This is a genomic window from Anaerobacillus sp. ABR4_321 (genome assembly GCF_056158505.1).
In genome coordinates this window covers 4005593-4020787 of record NZ_JBSWTK010000001.1, presented here as the reverse complement: position 1 = coordinate 4020787, position 15195 = coordinate 4005593, and the positions used below count along the sequence as shown (strand labels likewise).

Here is a 15195-nt window from a genome sequence, read left to right as displayed (position 1 = left end):
AGCGTATTCGTGAATTACCCCTCAGAGTCTTTCTGATGAACAACGTAGTAGTCAGAAACGGTGAATTCCGTTATCGTAATTGAGCTGAAAGACACGAGTGTCTTTAATCAGGGTGGTACCGCGTGATAAGCCACGTCCCTACTTAGATGTAGGGGCGTGGCTTTTTTGCATAAAATGAAAACAGGAGGTCGAAAGGAATGGGCATGATCGAGAAGTTAACGAATGAACAACGAAAGGAAATGGAAAGGCAGTATGCGGTCTATACTCACGGAACGAGCGAAGTCGTTCCTTTGGATGAACTGAAGGAAAAGATTGCAAAATCGATCATCACAGGCCGCCCGTTGAAAGTAAAACTAGGCCTAGATCCATCAGCACCAGATGTCCATATCGGACATACTGTCGTTTTAAATAAACTCCGTCAGTTTCAAGAAAATGGACACATCATTCAGCTTATCATCGGAGATTTTACTGGTAAGATCGGTGATCCGACTGGAAAATCGGCGGCGAGGGTACAGTTAACGGATGAAGAAGTAAAGAGGAATGCGCAAACCTACCTCGATCAATTTGGAAAGGTAATCGATCGAAGCAAAGTAGAGCTTTTTTATAATGCATCATGGCTTTCGGAACTAAAATTCGAAGATGTCATCGAACTAGCAGGTAAGATTACTGTCGCTAGATTGATCGAGCGAGATGATTTCGAGAAGAGAATAAATGCAGGTAAGCCGGTATCTCTACACGAATTCTTTTACCCTCTTATGCAAGGGTATGATTCCGTGCATCTAGAAAGTGACATCGAGCTAGGCGGAACCGATCAATACTTTAACGTTTTGATGGGAAGGCATTTACAGGATCAATTTGGAAAAGAAAAACAGGTAGTGTTGACGATGCCGCTATTAGAAGGATTAGACGGCGTAGAGAAAATGTCGAAGTCCAAGGGGAATTACATCGGGATTGCAGAGAAGCCGACAGACATGTATGGAAAAGCGATGTCGATACCAGATGAACTCATTTCAAAGTACGTCGAACTCATCACAGATCTTGAACTAGAGGAAAAGGTTTCGATTCGAACAAAGCTCAAAGATGGAACCCTGCACCCTAAGGAAGCGAAAATGCATCTTGCTAAAACCATCGTCACGATGTTCCATGGGAAAGATGAAGCTCTGATGGCGGAAGAGCAGTTTAAGAATGTATTTCAACAAAACCAGCTTCCTTCTGATATTGAAGAAGTGAAGTGGAGTGGAGATGAAAAGACAAGTGTGCCAGCTCTCATAGTAGCACTCGGAATGCTCCCATCTACGAGTGAAGCGAGACGTATGGTGAAGAATGGCGGAATCAAAATCGATCAACAAAAGGTTACGGATAGTTCTGCAGTCGTGACGGTCAAAGACGGTATGATCGTTCAAGTTGGAAAACGAAAAGTCAAAAAAATAACGCTATAAAAAATCCCCCATATAAGGGGGATTTCATTTATTCAGTCACAGTTAGGCTTTCTTCTGTATGTTCATGTAAGCCTTCATCATTTTCAGCATGAATCGTTACAGTGTACTCTCCAGCTTCTTCTAACGTAACAGTTCCTTGATACTCACCATCTTTTGTTTCCTCTGTCTCAATCCACTGTGCTTTTTCTTCACCAGTTTTAGAAATTTCAAATCGAATCGAAGCATCTGTTAAAGGTTGATTATCTTTTTGAAGATGAGTTGTTAATGAAATTTCTTCATTTGCCTTAATGGTATCTGGCTTCATCAAGTGAAACGAAACAGCATCCCCGTGGTGGGCGTGTTCTTCATGACTTTCATGATCTTCATGATTTTCTGATGCGTCCTCAGAACCAACTTTCACTTTGCTCTTTGGCATCGTATGTAGGTCTCTTGCAGTTACATGTGATTGCACAACGTACGTTCCATCTTCATCGATCGTTTTCTTTACAGTGTAGACACCTTCACCATCGTGAGTGGCTTCTATCATTTCGCTATTGTCTTTGTCGCCTTCTTTCCATACTTCAAACATCACTTCGTTTGCGTCTTCAACTTTTTCATCAGCTTGCGTAACGGTAGCGCTAAATGTGAGTTCCTCACCTGTTTTGGCAGTTTCAGGCGTATCTAAGACAACATCTATCGGTTGAGGATCGGCCGTTCCACTTTCCTCTGTATCGTTGCTATTGTTCTGCCCGCAAGCTGCAAGCACGAGAATGAGTAACAGCATGAGCATACTTACTTTTTTCATATAAGACATCCCTTCATTGAAAACGTATGTAAAGCTTCATTATTGCCAAACAAAGGGTTAGGCAAACAAGCTTCTCACTACTAATAGTAGAAAAGATGGTAGAGGTTCTCAAGTGTTTGTGAGTTGGAGTTGTGTCGACTTGATGACAAAGAGTGATGAGGTGTGAATTAGTTGAAAGTAGAAATAGAGGTTGATAGGATATAAGGAATCAAAATACACGAAGGGGAGGGGCTAGTATGTGAAAACGTTTTGCTATTTATGTGACAGGATTAGGGTTACTTACTTTAGGGATCTCGCTCTCAGTCATTTCAAAGCTTGGAACATCCCCATTCGATGCACTTCTTGTCGGGTTATATAAAACGGTAGGCTTATCGATTGGAAGCTGGGAAGTAATCATCGGTGGATGCATGGTACTCTTTAATGCAATTGCAGAGCGAAGAAAGCCTGAGCTTCTTGCGTTATTGACCTCCTTAGTCACTGGGATAGGGATCGACGTATGGATGCATCTATTAGGAAATAACGTGATGCCGACAAGTGTCGTCGAACAAAGTCTCCTTTTACTATTAGGTTTGCTGCTGAGTGGTCTCGGTATCGCGGTTTATTTACAATCGAACTTTGCTCCAATCCCCATTGATCGAATAATGTTTGTTGTGAAAGATTTAACTGGGGTTACCTTGCCGTATTCAAGAGCATTGATCAGTATTTTTCTCGTTATCCTAGCGTTCTTCTTCAATGGGCCTATCGGGGTGGGTACAGTGTTAAATGCCCTTTTCATGGGTGTTTTGATACACCTCTTTACTCCAGTAAGTGCAAAAGCCATTCGCAAATTGAGGTTCACTCCATCATAAAAGCGGTCTCTAAGGACCGCTTTTTATAGTTTCATTGCAAATTTTGTTTCAAAGGTAGACATCGTCCATTTTTCAATCTCACGAAATCCGATGCGTTTGTAGATGTTACCAGCTTCAGGATTATCATAAAAGAGGCAGAGGTCTTTGCCTTCTGTTAAAACGTCATAGCATAGCTTCATCATACATTTCGTTGCATATCCTTTACGTTTAAAGCCAGGGCGCGTACATACTCCTACGATCATGGCAGATTGAGAGTTTTCTGCGGCAGTGGAGGCAGCTGTAACGACCTGTCCATCGATCGTCATATAGTAGGTTCTAGAAATCCCTTTGTCTAGATTTCTCTGTTTTTCTTCTACTGTTTCAGAAGAATTGAATTCATCGATCGCGTTATGAAGGTCGTGAATGCTAGGAATATCTTCTGTAGTAGCTATTCTTACATCTTCTAAGTTTGTTAGTGAGAGCTTTTCAACATTATCACACTTAGCATAATACATTTTTCTCTTTGATTTAACAGGGTGCGTAATGTGGGCTTCCACCTGTTCTGTAACCCGCTCTAAACCAGATACCATAAGAAAGTCTTGATCCTCTGAAATGATGGATGCGAAACCAGCAGCATCAAACTCGTTCGAAGCAAAAGGGATGTAATTTTTCTCATATTTTAAGAGAACAGCCCGCAATTCTCCTTTACTAGAAAAGTCGCCCCATAATTTTTGAAAGGGTTGGTCATAACCGAATGCTTCGATATCTCCAAGAATAAATAAGTTTTCAGCAGCATACGGCGTTAATAATGAAATACATGCCTTATGGTCCGCTTCCGTTAATCTTCTAATCATCACTCCGGCCTCCTTTTCCTTCTTTAAGGAACTATTTTACAGAAGATTTGAAAAATGTAAATCATTTTCTCATGATAGTTTAAGAGTGCCTTCGTAGAGGTAAATACACCATGTATACTTATATAAGGAGATGATGTTCGATGAGTAAAGTACTATTCACTTCAAAGGCAACTGCTGAAGGCGGCCGTCAAGGAACTGTAAAATCTTCTGATGGTTTAATCGATATGAATCTTGTGATGCCGACAGAGAACTCTGATGAAAAGGGTACGAATCCAGAGCAGCTGTTTGCAGCAACATACTCTGCTTGCTATGATGGCGCGTTGAATCTTGTCGCATCGAATAATAAGAAAGAAATCGAATCGAAGACAACAGCTGAAGTTAGTTTCTTAAAAGATGAATCAGACGGTGGTTTCAAAATTGGAGTAACACTGAACGTAGAAGTGAAAGGTGTTAGTCAGGAAGATGCTGATATGCTTACGAAGGAGGCCCACAAAGTGTGCCCTTATTCAAAAGCAACTCGTGGAAACATCGATGTAGAAATTAACGCAAAAGCGGTCTAACCATCTGGTAACAGGCTATCGAGTGTACTCGGTAGCCTTTCTTTTGTTCAATTAGACGTTAGGTAAAAAAGAGAAACAGACATAATTACCCAGTTTAGTTTGTATTCTAAAGGGTAAGCAATCGGTAAGCCCTGCTTCCTCCAGGAGTACAGGTTATTTTAGTTGAAAGGGGAAAGAGCCGTGAAGCAATCCGTGGGTACGTTCAACCACAGGTATTCAGTGGTGCTGTATCAAATAGAAACAGCTGTGAAGAAGTCTAAAAGCCTGACTCAAAAGAATGTCGATATTCGGAAGCTGTCACAGATGACAGGATTTTCTGAAGAGCAGATTCTAGAAGCAATGGAGTTCGGAGACCCTTCTTTCAAATTAAACCGGCCATCTCTTCCAAAGCAGAATATTCATATGCAAGTCTAAATATGACCTCTTTGGAGGGACAGGTCTTAGACCATTTCTTAGTTATCAAAATCGACCACTGGTCGATTTTTTTTGTTCTCCGAAAAGGGGGAGTGCGGGAGTTTGTCGAAGGAGGTTTACTAAGGAAATGTAAATGGAGGCGTGTTTATGAAGGTTACGAACGCTACAGGAGATATCAAGACGAATGAAGATCTTATGAATCTACTTGATTCTTTGTTAAGAGAACCAACATCGTTTTGGGATAAGTTTTATGAAGATAGAGAAAAGCCGATTCCTTTTTTTAAACAAGTTCCTGATGAGAATCTGGTTACATGGCCTATCCCGAAAGGGCGCGTGCTTGAAATTGGCAGCGGTCCAGGACGAAATGCGATATATCTTGCTAAGCATGGCTTTGAAGTAGATGCTGTCGATTTGTCACGAACTGCGATTCAATGGGGTACGGAGAGGGCGAAAGAAGAAGAAGTAGATGTAAACTTCATTCATGGTAGTTTATTTGAACTTAAGGTAGACCCTGAAAGCTATGACTTCATCTATGATTCTGGGTGTTTTCATCACCTCCCACCTCATCGACGGATAAGTTACGTAACGTTCATTCAGAAAGCTTTGAAAGTCGATGGATTATTCGGTTTAACATGTTTCACGCCTGACGGGCCACTAGGCGGATCGACCATGAGTGATCAGGAGGTTTATGAAGAGCGGTCGTTACAAGGTGGACTCGGTTATTCAAAGGAAAGGCTGCAATCCATTTTCGAAGCCTTTAGTGAGGTTGAGATCAGAGAGATGAAGGAATCATCTGATCCGACTCTATTTGGTGTGAATGGTTTGATGGTTGCACTGTTCAAAAAAACAGAATAAGTAGAAGTATTCTAAAACAGTGGTTAAGAAACTGTAGTAAAAGGGTACTAATATTTAGGAGATCGATGCTACATAATTTGGAAGCGAACTGAAAGGATTACCATTCAGTTGGAAAGGACGGGATGATGAAAAGAGAAAAAGCACAGCAAAAAGGACCAGTTTTCTGGGTTTCAGCAGTTGTCATCTTACTACTCGTAATATGGGGTGCGGTCGTTCCTGAGTCGTTCGCGTCAGTCGCAAACAGCGTCTATTCATTCACGACAGATGCGTTCGGATGGTTTTATTTACTTTCTGTGGTGTTTTTTGTTTTGTTCTGTGTGTATCTAGCAATTAGTAAGTATGGTAAGATCCGTCTGGGAAAAGATGGAGAGCGTCCGGAATATCCATTTTTCACATGGATTGGGATGTTGTTCAGTGCAGGTTTCGGTGTTGGACTCGTATTCTGGGGTGTCGCAGAACCGATGACGCATTTTGCGAATCCTCCCGCAGGCTTTGGCGTTGAAGGAGAGACTGAGCAGGCTGCTAAGCTAGCGATGAGGTACTCCTTTTTTCATTGGGGAGTTCATCAATGGTCTGTCTTTACAGTAGTCGGCCTCGTTATGGCATACTTTCAATATCGTAAAGATCGGAAAAGCTTAATAAGTGAAACGATCTCAACAGGGACACCTGCTAAAAGGAAGAAATCCTGGAGAGGCGTCATCAACATACTCGCTGTTATCGCAACAGTGATGGGTGTTGCAACGTCACTCGGATTCGGAATTCTTCAAATCAATGGCGGATTAAACTATATGTATGATCTACCGCAGAATGCGACGGTTCAGATCATCATCACTGTATTACTGCTCGTTTTGTATATGACTTCGTCTACAACAGGCTTGAACAAAGGAATCAAGTACTTAAGTAATCTGAACTTAGCTCTTGCATTAGGCTTGATGCTATTCGTTTTATTCTTAGGACCGACAGTATTTATTCTTGAGAGCTTTACAGTAGCAGCTGGTGGTTACATTCAGAAGTTTATCGAGATGAGTTTTTATATGACTCCATATGAAGGCGGCACCTGGGTAAAGGATTGGACAGTGTTTTATTGGGCGTGGGTGATCGCTTGGTCTCCATTTATCGGATCGTTCGTAGCAAGAGTGTCGAGGGGTCGATCCATTCGAGAGATGATCTTTGGTGTGTTGATCGTTCCACCGTTCATCGCGATGGTGTGGATCGCTGTATTTGGTGGAGCAGCATTTCACCTTGACCTGTTTCAAGGCACAGCAATTGCAGATGCGGTAAATGAGGATGTGACGAGTGCATTGTTCGTTACACTAGAAGAATTCCCATTAACGACGATTCTTTCAGCGCTCTCGATCTTCTTAATCTGTATTTTCCTAGTAACATCAGCTGACTCAGCAACCTTCGTTCTCGGTATGATGACGTCGGATGGTAATTTAAATCCTTCTCTTTTCTCCAAACTTGTTTGGGGAACACTCATTGCAGCGATTTCAGCCGTATTGATCATCAGCAGCGGCTTGCAAGGATTACAGACAGCATCACTTGTGTCCGCTCTGCCATTTACTGTTATTCTTATCATCATGTGTATCAACCTCTTTAAAGCAGTGAGGCGAGATTTGAAGTCTTATGAGGTACAAAAAGAAAGAAACTTACTAAACAAACTTAATTCGACATCGAATAAGCAAAAAACAAAGATAAGCAGGCAGAACGATGATACTCATCATATGTGATGAACCATAACGAACCCCCGCGTGAAATAACGCGGGGGTTTTATTATCCTAGTGCAACGTCAAGGACCATCATGACAGAGAAGCCAACTAACAGTGACATTGCAGCAAGTTGAACATGCCCTCTTTCTTGAGAACCAGGAATCACTTCTTTTGCTACTACAAAGATCATTGCTCCAGCCGCAAAGCTCAGTGCATAAGGAAGGAGCGGGTGAATGATCATGACAGCAAGAGCACCGATCACAGCGGAGATCGGCTCGACCATTCCTGAAAATTGACCGTAGAAAAAGCTTTTCCCCTTCGACATGCCGTCACGTCTTAAAGGTAAGGATACAGCAGTACCTTCAGGAATGTTTTGGATGCCGATACCGATCGCAAGGGCGATTGCACCGGATAGTGATGCTGTTGAGAAATCTGCAGCAAGAGCACCAAAAGCCACACCGATCGCAAGTCCTTCTGGTATATTGTGTAATGTCAATGAGAAAACGAGCATAGCAGTACGGTGCTTCGCCTTCTTGTCTTTTATATCTTTAAAATATAGATTTTCATCGATCATCGGAAGGACACGGTCCACTAATAGTAGAAACACGCCTCCGAGTAAAAATCCGACTACAGCCGGAATATAACCAGGGACTCCCTGTTCTTCAGCCATTTCAATTCCAGGACTTAGAAGTGACCAGAAACTAGCTGCGATCATGACGCCGCCTGCAAAAGCAAGCATCGAATCGAATAGCTTCTGGTTCACTGATTTTGTAAAAAAGACCACAGCCGCGCCGAGAGCTGTCGATCCCCAAGTAAATAACGTAAAAAGTAACGCTTGGAAAACTGGGCTTAAATCCATAAACCAGTTAATCATCGTTAAGCCCTCCTTCAATATGATTTATTTTCATATCCACATATTTTTTGCATATAGGAAAAATCTATACATCACAGTGTAAAGGGCTCGATTCGGCGTTGTCAATGTAAAGGCTTCGTACTCCGCATATCATGTGAAAGTGCGTTATTTTCTTTTACTATTACTTACCCGCTGCTGTTTTATAAGCAGTGATTTAGGGAAGATTTTACAACATGATCGTAGAAAGAAGGGAACGACGTTATGCCAGAAGGTCCTGAAATTAGAAGAGCGGCTGTTGAGGTTGAAAAAGCGCTTAAGAATAGAACGATAATGGAAGTGAAATTTGCATTTGAGCATCTTAAAGGATACGAATCTTTGCTTGAAGGAGCAGAAGTGCTGAGGGTAGACACGAAAGGGAAGGCGATGCTCATCCGTTTCAGCAATGACTTTACGATTTACTCACACAATCAGCTATATGGAAAATGGTATATACGAAATGTATATAACTATCCAAAAACAAATCGGCAGTTACGGCTTGCAATCCATAATGAAAAAAAGTCTGCGTTGTTATACAGCGCTTCTGACATTGAAGTATTGCGTAATGAAGAAGTGCCTCATCATCCATTCATATCGAAAGTTGGACCAGATCTATTAAGTGAAGAAGTGACGGTACAAGAACTGAAAGAACGATTTAGCTCAAAGAGGTTTTATCGAAAAAAGTGGTCTTCTTTATTGCTAGATCAATCTTTTGTTGCTGGAATTGGAAATTATTTAAGAAGCGAAATCATGTACGTTGCTGGTATCCACCCGGATTTAAGACCAGTGGATTGCACGGAAGAAATGATTACAAAAGCAGCAGAAGCAACGATAACGTTAGTTGAACGCTCTTATGTGCATAAAGGGATTACAAATGATATTGAGCTTGCTAAAAAGCTTAAGGAAAGTGGCGAAAAGCGTCGGCAGTACAGACACTGGGTTTTTAATCGCGAAGGTGCACCGTGCAGGATCGATGGCACTGAAATTAAGAAAGTGATCGCAGGATCAAGAAGGCTCTACTATTGCCCGACATGTCAGTCAAAGAGTCATGCTCATCTCTAAAACAGAAAACGACTTTGAGGAAGGAATGAAGTTGTTTTTTGGTGAATGTACAAGAGGGTGAGATAAATGAGGTGAGCAAATGGAAGCACGTGTGGAAAAATGTTTTAATGAAGCGGTTCTAGTGCAAGCTCTAGAAAAATTCGGAGCGGACCGTCATCGTTATAAGAAGTTGGGTGATTTTGAGAACTATGTATTTGAAGTAGATGTTAATGGTCCATCAATCTTAAGGTTAACGCATAGTTCACATCGTTCTATGGAAGATGTTAAAGCTGAATTGCACTGGGTAAACTTTTTGCATGACCATGAAATAAATGTATCGAGAGCACTTCCTTCTAAAAATGATCACTTTGTCGAAGAGATCGAAGTTGAGGATGGTTCCTTCTTTGTATCCTTGTTTGAAAAGGCACCAGGTCGACAATTGAAGAAGAACGATGAAGTATATGGACAAGAATTATATGAAGTATGGGGAAGAACGATTGGTAAGATGCATCACGCGACAAAAGATTATCATCCTGAAGGTGCTCATCGAGAGCATTGGGATGAAGAAGACTTGTTGCAGTTCGAGAAATACATTTCTGAAGAAGATGGGAATATCATCTCTCAAGGGAAAGCTTTAGTAAGGGAGATAAAAGCGCTTCCGAAAGAGAGAGATACGTATGGACTCCTCCATTCTGACATACATGCAGGAAACTTCTTTTATTATGAAGGAGATATTCATGTATTTGACTTTGATGATAGCTCATATCACTACTTCGTTAGTGATATTGCTATCCCGCTGTATTATACGGTATGGGGAGGCTTGCAGGGTGAGGATCGAGAAACAAGAGCTCAATTTGCCGAAACGTTTCTTTACTCTTTCCTAAAAGGCTACTTAAAAGAAAATACTGTGGAAGCTGAATGGATTAAGAAGATACCTTTATTCTTAAAATTAAGAGACTACATTCTATATTCAGTGCTACATAAGAAATTTGATGTGATGAATATGAGTGAAGGTGAACAACAAATGCTGAAGCAAGTCAAAGATAGGCTAGATGAAGGCGAACCAATCGCTCAGCCATCTTATGAACGACTTCTCCAACGTTTGTCGAAAAAATAAAGATAGGATTAATTTTAACGGTAAAGGGAAATGAGACAGAAGTACTGCTTTTTCAAGCTGAGTCTATAGATTTGAGCATACCCTTTCATTCTTACGGAAAGAATACTATAATGAAAATTGGACTGGAAATATGATGTTCTGGTCTCAAAAGAGGATGAACGTAATGGAAACCAAATCAAAAGAAGCTGAGATTTCAAGCTATGTAGGTAAACTTTTACGCGATAATTTCGGGAAAGGCCCTTCTTCTGTCTTTGTATCGATTGAAAAACCGTACATCACGATTTATTTTCGAGATTTTTTAGCACCCATGGAGCGGGTTCTCATCGATCAGAAAGAAGAAAAGAGAGTCGAGGAAACGAGAGATCTTTTGATGATCAAATTGTTTCCTGAAATAAAAGCTGCCCTAAGTGTTATGGCTGATTTCACTATCGAATCTTTCTATCATGACTGGTCGCTTCCTAACCGAACCGGTTTGTTCCTTGGTATTATGGATCAAAGCGAATGTGAAGAAGAACATGTGCCAGGTGGTTTTGAAAAGAAAGAAGAACTGCACGAAGAAATTGCACGTATCAGTAAGCAAGCAGAAAAGGTTCCAGGACTGATTGATTCTTGCTACTTAAATGATCGAACGATCGTTGTGATTCGAGAAGGAATTTTAGTCCGTATTGAGAAAGAACTTATTCGTGATGGCCATGAAGAAACTCTTAAATTAACGAAACGTCGACTTGAAAAGAGTCTGATGCATAATAATAATTTTGAATCAATCTTATCAACAGAGGTGCAGGACATCTTCGTTGACTGGGATTTTAAGCTAGATAAGAGTTACATTGTGTTTATAGTAAAACCATATAAATCGTAGGTGGAAATGAGCTGGGCAAAAGAACCAGACATAAGCCGAAAGGACCCTTGTGGGATCTTTCGGCTTTTTTTTGTTTTATAGTGAGGTTTTTTCTAATCCTTGAGCACAAACAGCCAACAGACGTAGCACTAGACGAAAAACAGTTATCAAAGGAGGAGAAAAAGAATGAAATATTTAATAGACCATTCGAAAAAGGTGATCCATCGAACGACTTTTGCAGGTGATCGTTGCGAATTTCATACGACTCCAATCGATAGACGTGAAGGAACGATGGATGCTCCTTATCTCGATAAACTTGTAAAAGAAAGGTCCTATATTATTTGCGAGATGTGTAGCGGTAGTATGAAAGAAGAGTAAATAAACGCCTTTTTACGAGGCGTTACACTCCCTTCAACCCATTGATGACAAAACCTCCAGTATAAGTATTAAAAGCATTGCTGGGGTTTCCAAATAGATAATAGGGCGAATAGGATGGCAGCTTATGTAAGATCAGAAGCTGCTAGGTTGAAGCTCTTTAATACAGGATCATAAAATGTAGAAAGTAAAATGCGAGCGATACTATCGTTAACTCCAATTAGAAACTATTGGAAGAATATTCTTTCTTAATTCATTTAGATAAGATAAAGTTTCAAGTAGGAATGAAGAAAATACATTCCTACCTTCGCTACTTCCTGTGAATCCTTAGATTATCATCCCAAGGTAGCTAGCAAACATGAAGAATGGTCCAGGAACTGCTTGGACCATTCCTTACCCTGCTAAGAATTGACCCTCAGAACGCCTGTTTTCTATAAGAATGAAATAGGCATTAAAAATGTCTGAAAGAGAATGAAAAATTGGTTAAAAAGTTGATTGAAGTTAATGTGAGAAATATCAAAAAAGAACTCCTCCAAAAATTCCCCCTCTGACCTTCTTTATCGAGATGCCAATCTGTGGTGCCATAGGAAGTCATCCAAGTCGTGTAGATATAAGAAATATTTCTATAAGTCTTTTCCGGTTTGGATTGATCAATACCAAAGTGCTTCTTCCATTAGTTTTTTACTATTTTTATCCTAAATAGCTTTTATTCAATTTATAAGCTTTATTGTTAGTGGAAATTGGACATAAATTAATATTATATTGGAAGTATTTTGACAATTAGGTTATAATCCCCTTTGTAGGTAACGAAGGGAGAGAGAAAAATGGAGCGATCTATCTGTAATACATGTGGAACCCAGTACTCCGAGGCTCAGCCCGAGTACTGCTCTATTTGTAAGGAAGAAAGGCAGTATGTAAATCCAAATGGACAAGAATGGACAACACTAGAAGCCATGAGGAATAGTGAATATCATAATAAAATCACTTATGAGAAACCAGGCTTATTTAGCATCACAACTGTGCCATCATTTGCAATTGGACAAACTGCCTATCTAATACAGGAGAACGGTCGAAACATACTATGGGACTGTATTAGTTACTTAGATCAAGAAACAATAGATGAAATAAATGAATTAGAGGGCATTGATGCAATAGCACTATCGCATCCTCACTATTATTCTTCTCAAGTTGAATGGGCGGAAGCTTTTGATGTGCCGATCTATATTCATGAAGATGATCAACAGTGGGTGATGAGAGAAAGCGAACGAATCATTTATTGGAGTGGCGAAGAGCTAGAACTAACCCCAACTGTGAAAGTTCATCGTCTTGGTGGTCATTTTCGAGGAGGAGCCGTACTGCATTGGACAGGTAAAGATGGTGGTACACTCCTGACAGGCGATATTATTCAAGTTGTTGCTGATCAGGAATGGGTAAGCTTTATGTATAGCTATCCTAATTTAATTCCTCTGCCAGGAGCTAAGGTAAGGGAGATGGCTGAACGTGTTCGTCCTTTAGCGTTTAAACAAATCTTTAATGCCTTTCATAAGCGGGTAGAGAATGACGCAGATCGTGCCGTACAGCGATCGGCGGATCGCTACATCATGGCCTTACAAGGAGAGTTATTTGATACATAACATTTAAAATAAATAAAAAAAGCTTTCCCAGATTGGGAAAGCTTTCTTATAACTACTAGTTACGCTTTAACAACGTTAGTAGCTTGAGGTCCGCGGTTACCTTGCTCTGTGTCGAAAGTAACTGTTTGACCTTCTTCTAGAGTTTTGAAACCTTCACCTTGAATTGCAGAGAAGTGTACGAATACGTCGTCTCCACCTTCAACTTCGATGAAACCGAAGCCTTTTTCTGCGTTAAACCATTTAACTGTACCTTTGTTCATGTGTAATTCCTCCAGTGCGATTCGCACAAATATTACTATTACTGCTCTACATAATGATTCAAGATGTAAGGTCGCTTAAGGAGCTTATTCTAAACTAATCATACGTTCCGAACAACAATAATTAATCCTAGTATAACATGTGAAAATAATAATGCAAGTCACAAAGAGATGATAACGTGAATGAAAAACCTCATAGGGTACGTACACCCCTATTCGATGTTCGCCCTCGAATAGATTTATAGTGCTATCTTTTCATAAACCTGGTAATGTAAACTTATGTCATCTATTCGTTTATTTATTTATTAATTAATATCCGGAGGTATCATCACATGCCTATAAACGAAACGATTTTAAAAGAAGAAATAGTTTTGATAGGGAAAAAGATAGAAGCTTCAAAACAAGAGTTGGCGAAGAAACTTGCTTTAAACGAAGGTGAAGCAGAAGAGGCCTTACAGGTTCGGATGGAGTTATTTCAATTAATTGCGGACGCTTTTTCAAATGGTTATGATGAAACAATTACTCGTATTGAGGAGTGGGGCAAGGAAATTGGAGAACTAGCAGTTCATATGGAAGTAGAGCTAGATGAATCTTTAAAAAGCACTTCTGATTTTCGAAATACGATCTGGAATAAAATCGAAGAGATCAGTACGGATGAAGGAATTTCGTTGAAAACGATTTTTGAAGTAGCTCGTATTATCGATCCCTTGTTAGACCGAGTGGTGTATGCATATAGTACAGCGTACGTCGAGGCTTATAAAAGTAACATCGATAAGGCTCGAGAATCATTTCTTGAGTTATCAACTCCAATCGTACCTATATTAGAGGGCGTTGCGATTCTGCCGATCATCGGAGATATCGATACGTATCGTGCGAGTCTACTGTTAGAGAAGTCTCTTGAGGGAGCAACATCCATGAACTTGACCCACCTGTTTATCGACTTATCGGGAGTAAACATCGTCGATACGATGGTTGCAAATAACATTTTTAAGATCATCGATTCGCTAAAAATGATCGGAGTAAAAGGCATATTAGCAGGTATAAGACCTGAAGTTGCGATGACGATGGTATCACTGGGAATCGAATTTAAAGGTGTTCAGACTCATAGCACGCTTAAACAGGCTTTAGCAAAACATATTTTATAATTTAGTCTAGAGAAGCTACCTCGACTGGTAGCTTTTTAGATTGTAGAGAAAGTCTAGGTGTTACGATGAGAGTAGTCGATGAATTCCACTTCCAATTAACGTTGACGGATAAATGGAAGGTCAGGATTCCCATATTTGTCTGTTAAACCATTGAGACGGAAAGTTTGTTTTGGATTTATTCTCTTCAAGTAGGAGAGACGATCGCGGACTCCTGCGGTAGAACGGGCGGCCGAGACCGGGGTGTGGGTTTCACCTCGGGCTTGGCCGTTCGTCCGCGGAAAGCATGCGATCGTCATCGACTACGGCATTGGGAAAACTGAATATGTGCATAGGTTTCTAGAGAAGCTACCTCAACTGGTAGCTTCTTTTTATTACCATATTTTATTTTGGTTAAAGTGATTGACGTGTAACTCAATCGCTAATAAAATGGGTTTCGAAAAAATTTGAAGGACAGCCT

General features: G+C 40.4%; 16 protein-coding genes and 1 other annotated feature (1 of these 17 running past the window's edge). Of the genes, 12 read left to right on the top strand and 4 right to left on the bottom strand.

The features are described from left to right. Positions 1-143 (top strand) — a binding site (T-box leader) (it extends 78 nt beyond the left edge of the window). 54 nt (positions 144-197) lie between these two features. Beyond that, on the top strand, positions 198-1439 hold the full coding sequence (gene tyrS / locus ACXADT_RS21100; RefSeq protein ID WP_270180709.1) for a tyrosine--tRNA ligase: 1242 nt from the start codon (positions 198-200) through the stop codon (positions 1437-1439). A gap of 28 nt (positions 1440-1467) precedes the next feature. Here tyrS and ACXADT_RS21095 read toward each other — a convergent pair whose 3' ends face one another. Further along, positions 1468-2223: a FixH family protein gene (locus ACXADT_RS21095; RefSeq protein WP_474832760.1), complete on the bottom strand. Its 756-nt coding sequence runs from the start codon at positions 2221-2223 to the stop codon at positions 1468-1470. A 254-nt stretch (positions 2224-2477) separates the two neighbouring features. Here ACXADT_RS21095 and ACXADT_RS21090 point away from each other — a divergent pair, with 254 nt between their 5' ends. Then, positions 2478-3071, top strand: coding sequence for a YczE/YyaS/YitT family protein (locus tag ACXADT_RS21090; protein WP_474834609.1), 594 nt, complete (start codon positions 2478-2480; stop codon positions 3069-3071). 23 nt (positions 3072-3094) lie between these two features. On the opposite strand, the gene ACXADT_RS21085 is transcribed toward ACXADT_RS21090, so the two are convergent. Further along, positions 3095-3904, bottom strand: a complete 810-nt coding sequence (locus ACXADT_RS21085) for a GNAT family N-acetyltransferase (protein ID WP_474832758.1) — start codon at positions 3902-3904, stop codon at positions 3095-3097. Between the two features lie 140 nt (positions 3905-4044). Between ACXADT_RS21085 and ACXADT_RS21080 the strand changes: the two genes are divergently transcribed. The 4 genes from ACXADT_RS21080 (at position 4045) to ACXADT_RS21065 (ending at position 7463) form a co-directional block, all read left to right on the top strand. Then, the gene (locus ACXADT_RS21080; protein ID WP_270180713.1) at positions 4045-4464 is read left to right on the top strand and encodes an organic hydroperoxide resistance protein; all 420 of its coding nucleotides are present in this window, start codon (positions 4045-4047) and stop codon (positions 4462-4464) included. Between the two features lie 180 nt (positions 4465-4644). Beyond that, complete coding sequence (locus ACXADT_RS21075) at positions 4645-4878, top strand: hypothetical protein (protein WP_270180714.1); 234 nt, start codon at positions 4645-4647, stop codon at positions 4876-4878. Between the two features lie 147 nt (positions 4879-5025). Next, complete coding sequence (locus ACXADT_RS21070; protein WP_270180715.1) at positions 5026-5733, top strand: class I SAM-dependent methyltransferase; 708 nt, start codon at positions 5026-5028, stop codon at positions 5731-5733. 122 nt (positions 5734-5855) lie between these two features. Beyond that, positions 5856-7463, top strand: a complete 1608-nt coding sequence (locus ACXADT_RS21065) for a BCCT family transporter (RefSeq protein WP_474832756.1) — start codon at positions 5856-5858, stop codon at positions 7461-7463. Between the two features lie 43 nt (positions 7464-7506). Here the strand turns inward: ACXADT_RS21065 and ACXADT_RS21060 are convergent, their stop codons facing one another. After that, positions 7507-8316, bottom strand: a complete 810-nt coding sequence (locus ACXADT_RS21060; protein WP_270180717.1) for a ZIP family metal transporter — start codon at positions 8314-8316, stop codon at positions 7507-7509. Between the two features lie 240 nt (positions 8317-8556). Between ACXADT_RS21060 and nei the strand changes: the two genes are divergently transcribed. The 5 genes from nei to ACXADT_RS21035 all read left to right on the top strand — a co-directional run bounded on the left by nei (position 8557) and on the right by ACXADT_RS21035 (position 13336). Next, positions 8557-9393, top strand: coding sequence for an endonuclease VIII (gene nei, locus ACXADT_RS21055; RefSeq protein WP_474832755.1), 837 nt, complete (start codon positions 8557-8559; stop codon positions 9391-9393). Positions 9394-9472: 79 nt separating this feature from the next. Continuing rightward, complete coding sequence (locus ACXADT_RS21050; RefSeq protein WP_474832753.1) at positions 9473-10489, top strand: phosphotransferase enzyme family protein; 1017 nt, start codon at positions 9473-9475, stop codon at positions 10487-10489. Positions 10490-10652: 163 nt separating this feature from the next. Next, positions 10653-11348 (top strand): Na-translocating system protein MpsC family protein, encoded by a 696-nt coding sequence (locus ACXADT_RS21045; RefSeq protein ID WP_270180720.1) that lies wholly within the window; start codon positions 10653-10655, stop codon positions 11346-11348. Between the two features lie 165 nt (positions 11349-11513). Next, positions 11514-11705, top strand: a complete 192-nt coding sequence (locus ACXADT_RS21040; protein WP_270180721.1) for a hypothetical protein — start codon at positions 11514-11516, stop codon at positions 11703-11705. An 821-nt stretch (positions 11706-12526) separates the two neighbouring features. Then, a complete protein-coding gene (locus tag ACXADT_RS21035; RefSeq protein WP_474832751.1) occupies positions 12527-13336 on the top strand; it encodes an MBL fold metallo-hydrolase in 810 nt (269 codons plus the stop codon). A gap of 59 nt (positions 13337-13395) precedes the next feature. Here ACXADT_RS21035 and ACXADT_RS21030 read toward each other — a convergent pair whose 3' ends face one another. Further along, entirely contained in the window at positions 13396-13596 is a 201-nt protein-coding gene (locus ACXADT_RS21030; protein WP_098442444.1) for a cold-shock protein, read from the bottom strand. A 329-nt stretch (positions 13597-13925) separates the two neighbouring features. Between ACXADT_RS21030 and ACXADT_RS21025 the strand changes: the two genes are divergently transcribed. Beyond that, complete coding sequence (locus ACXADT_RS21025) at positions 13926-14738, top strand: STAS domain-containing protein (RefSeq protein ID WP_474832750.1); 813 nt, start codon at positions 13926-13928, stop codon at positions 14736-14738. Positions 14739-15195: the final 457 nt, after the last annotated feature.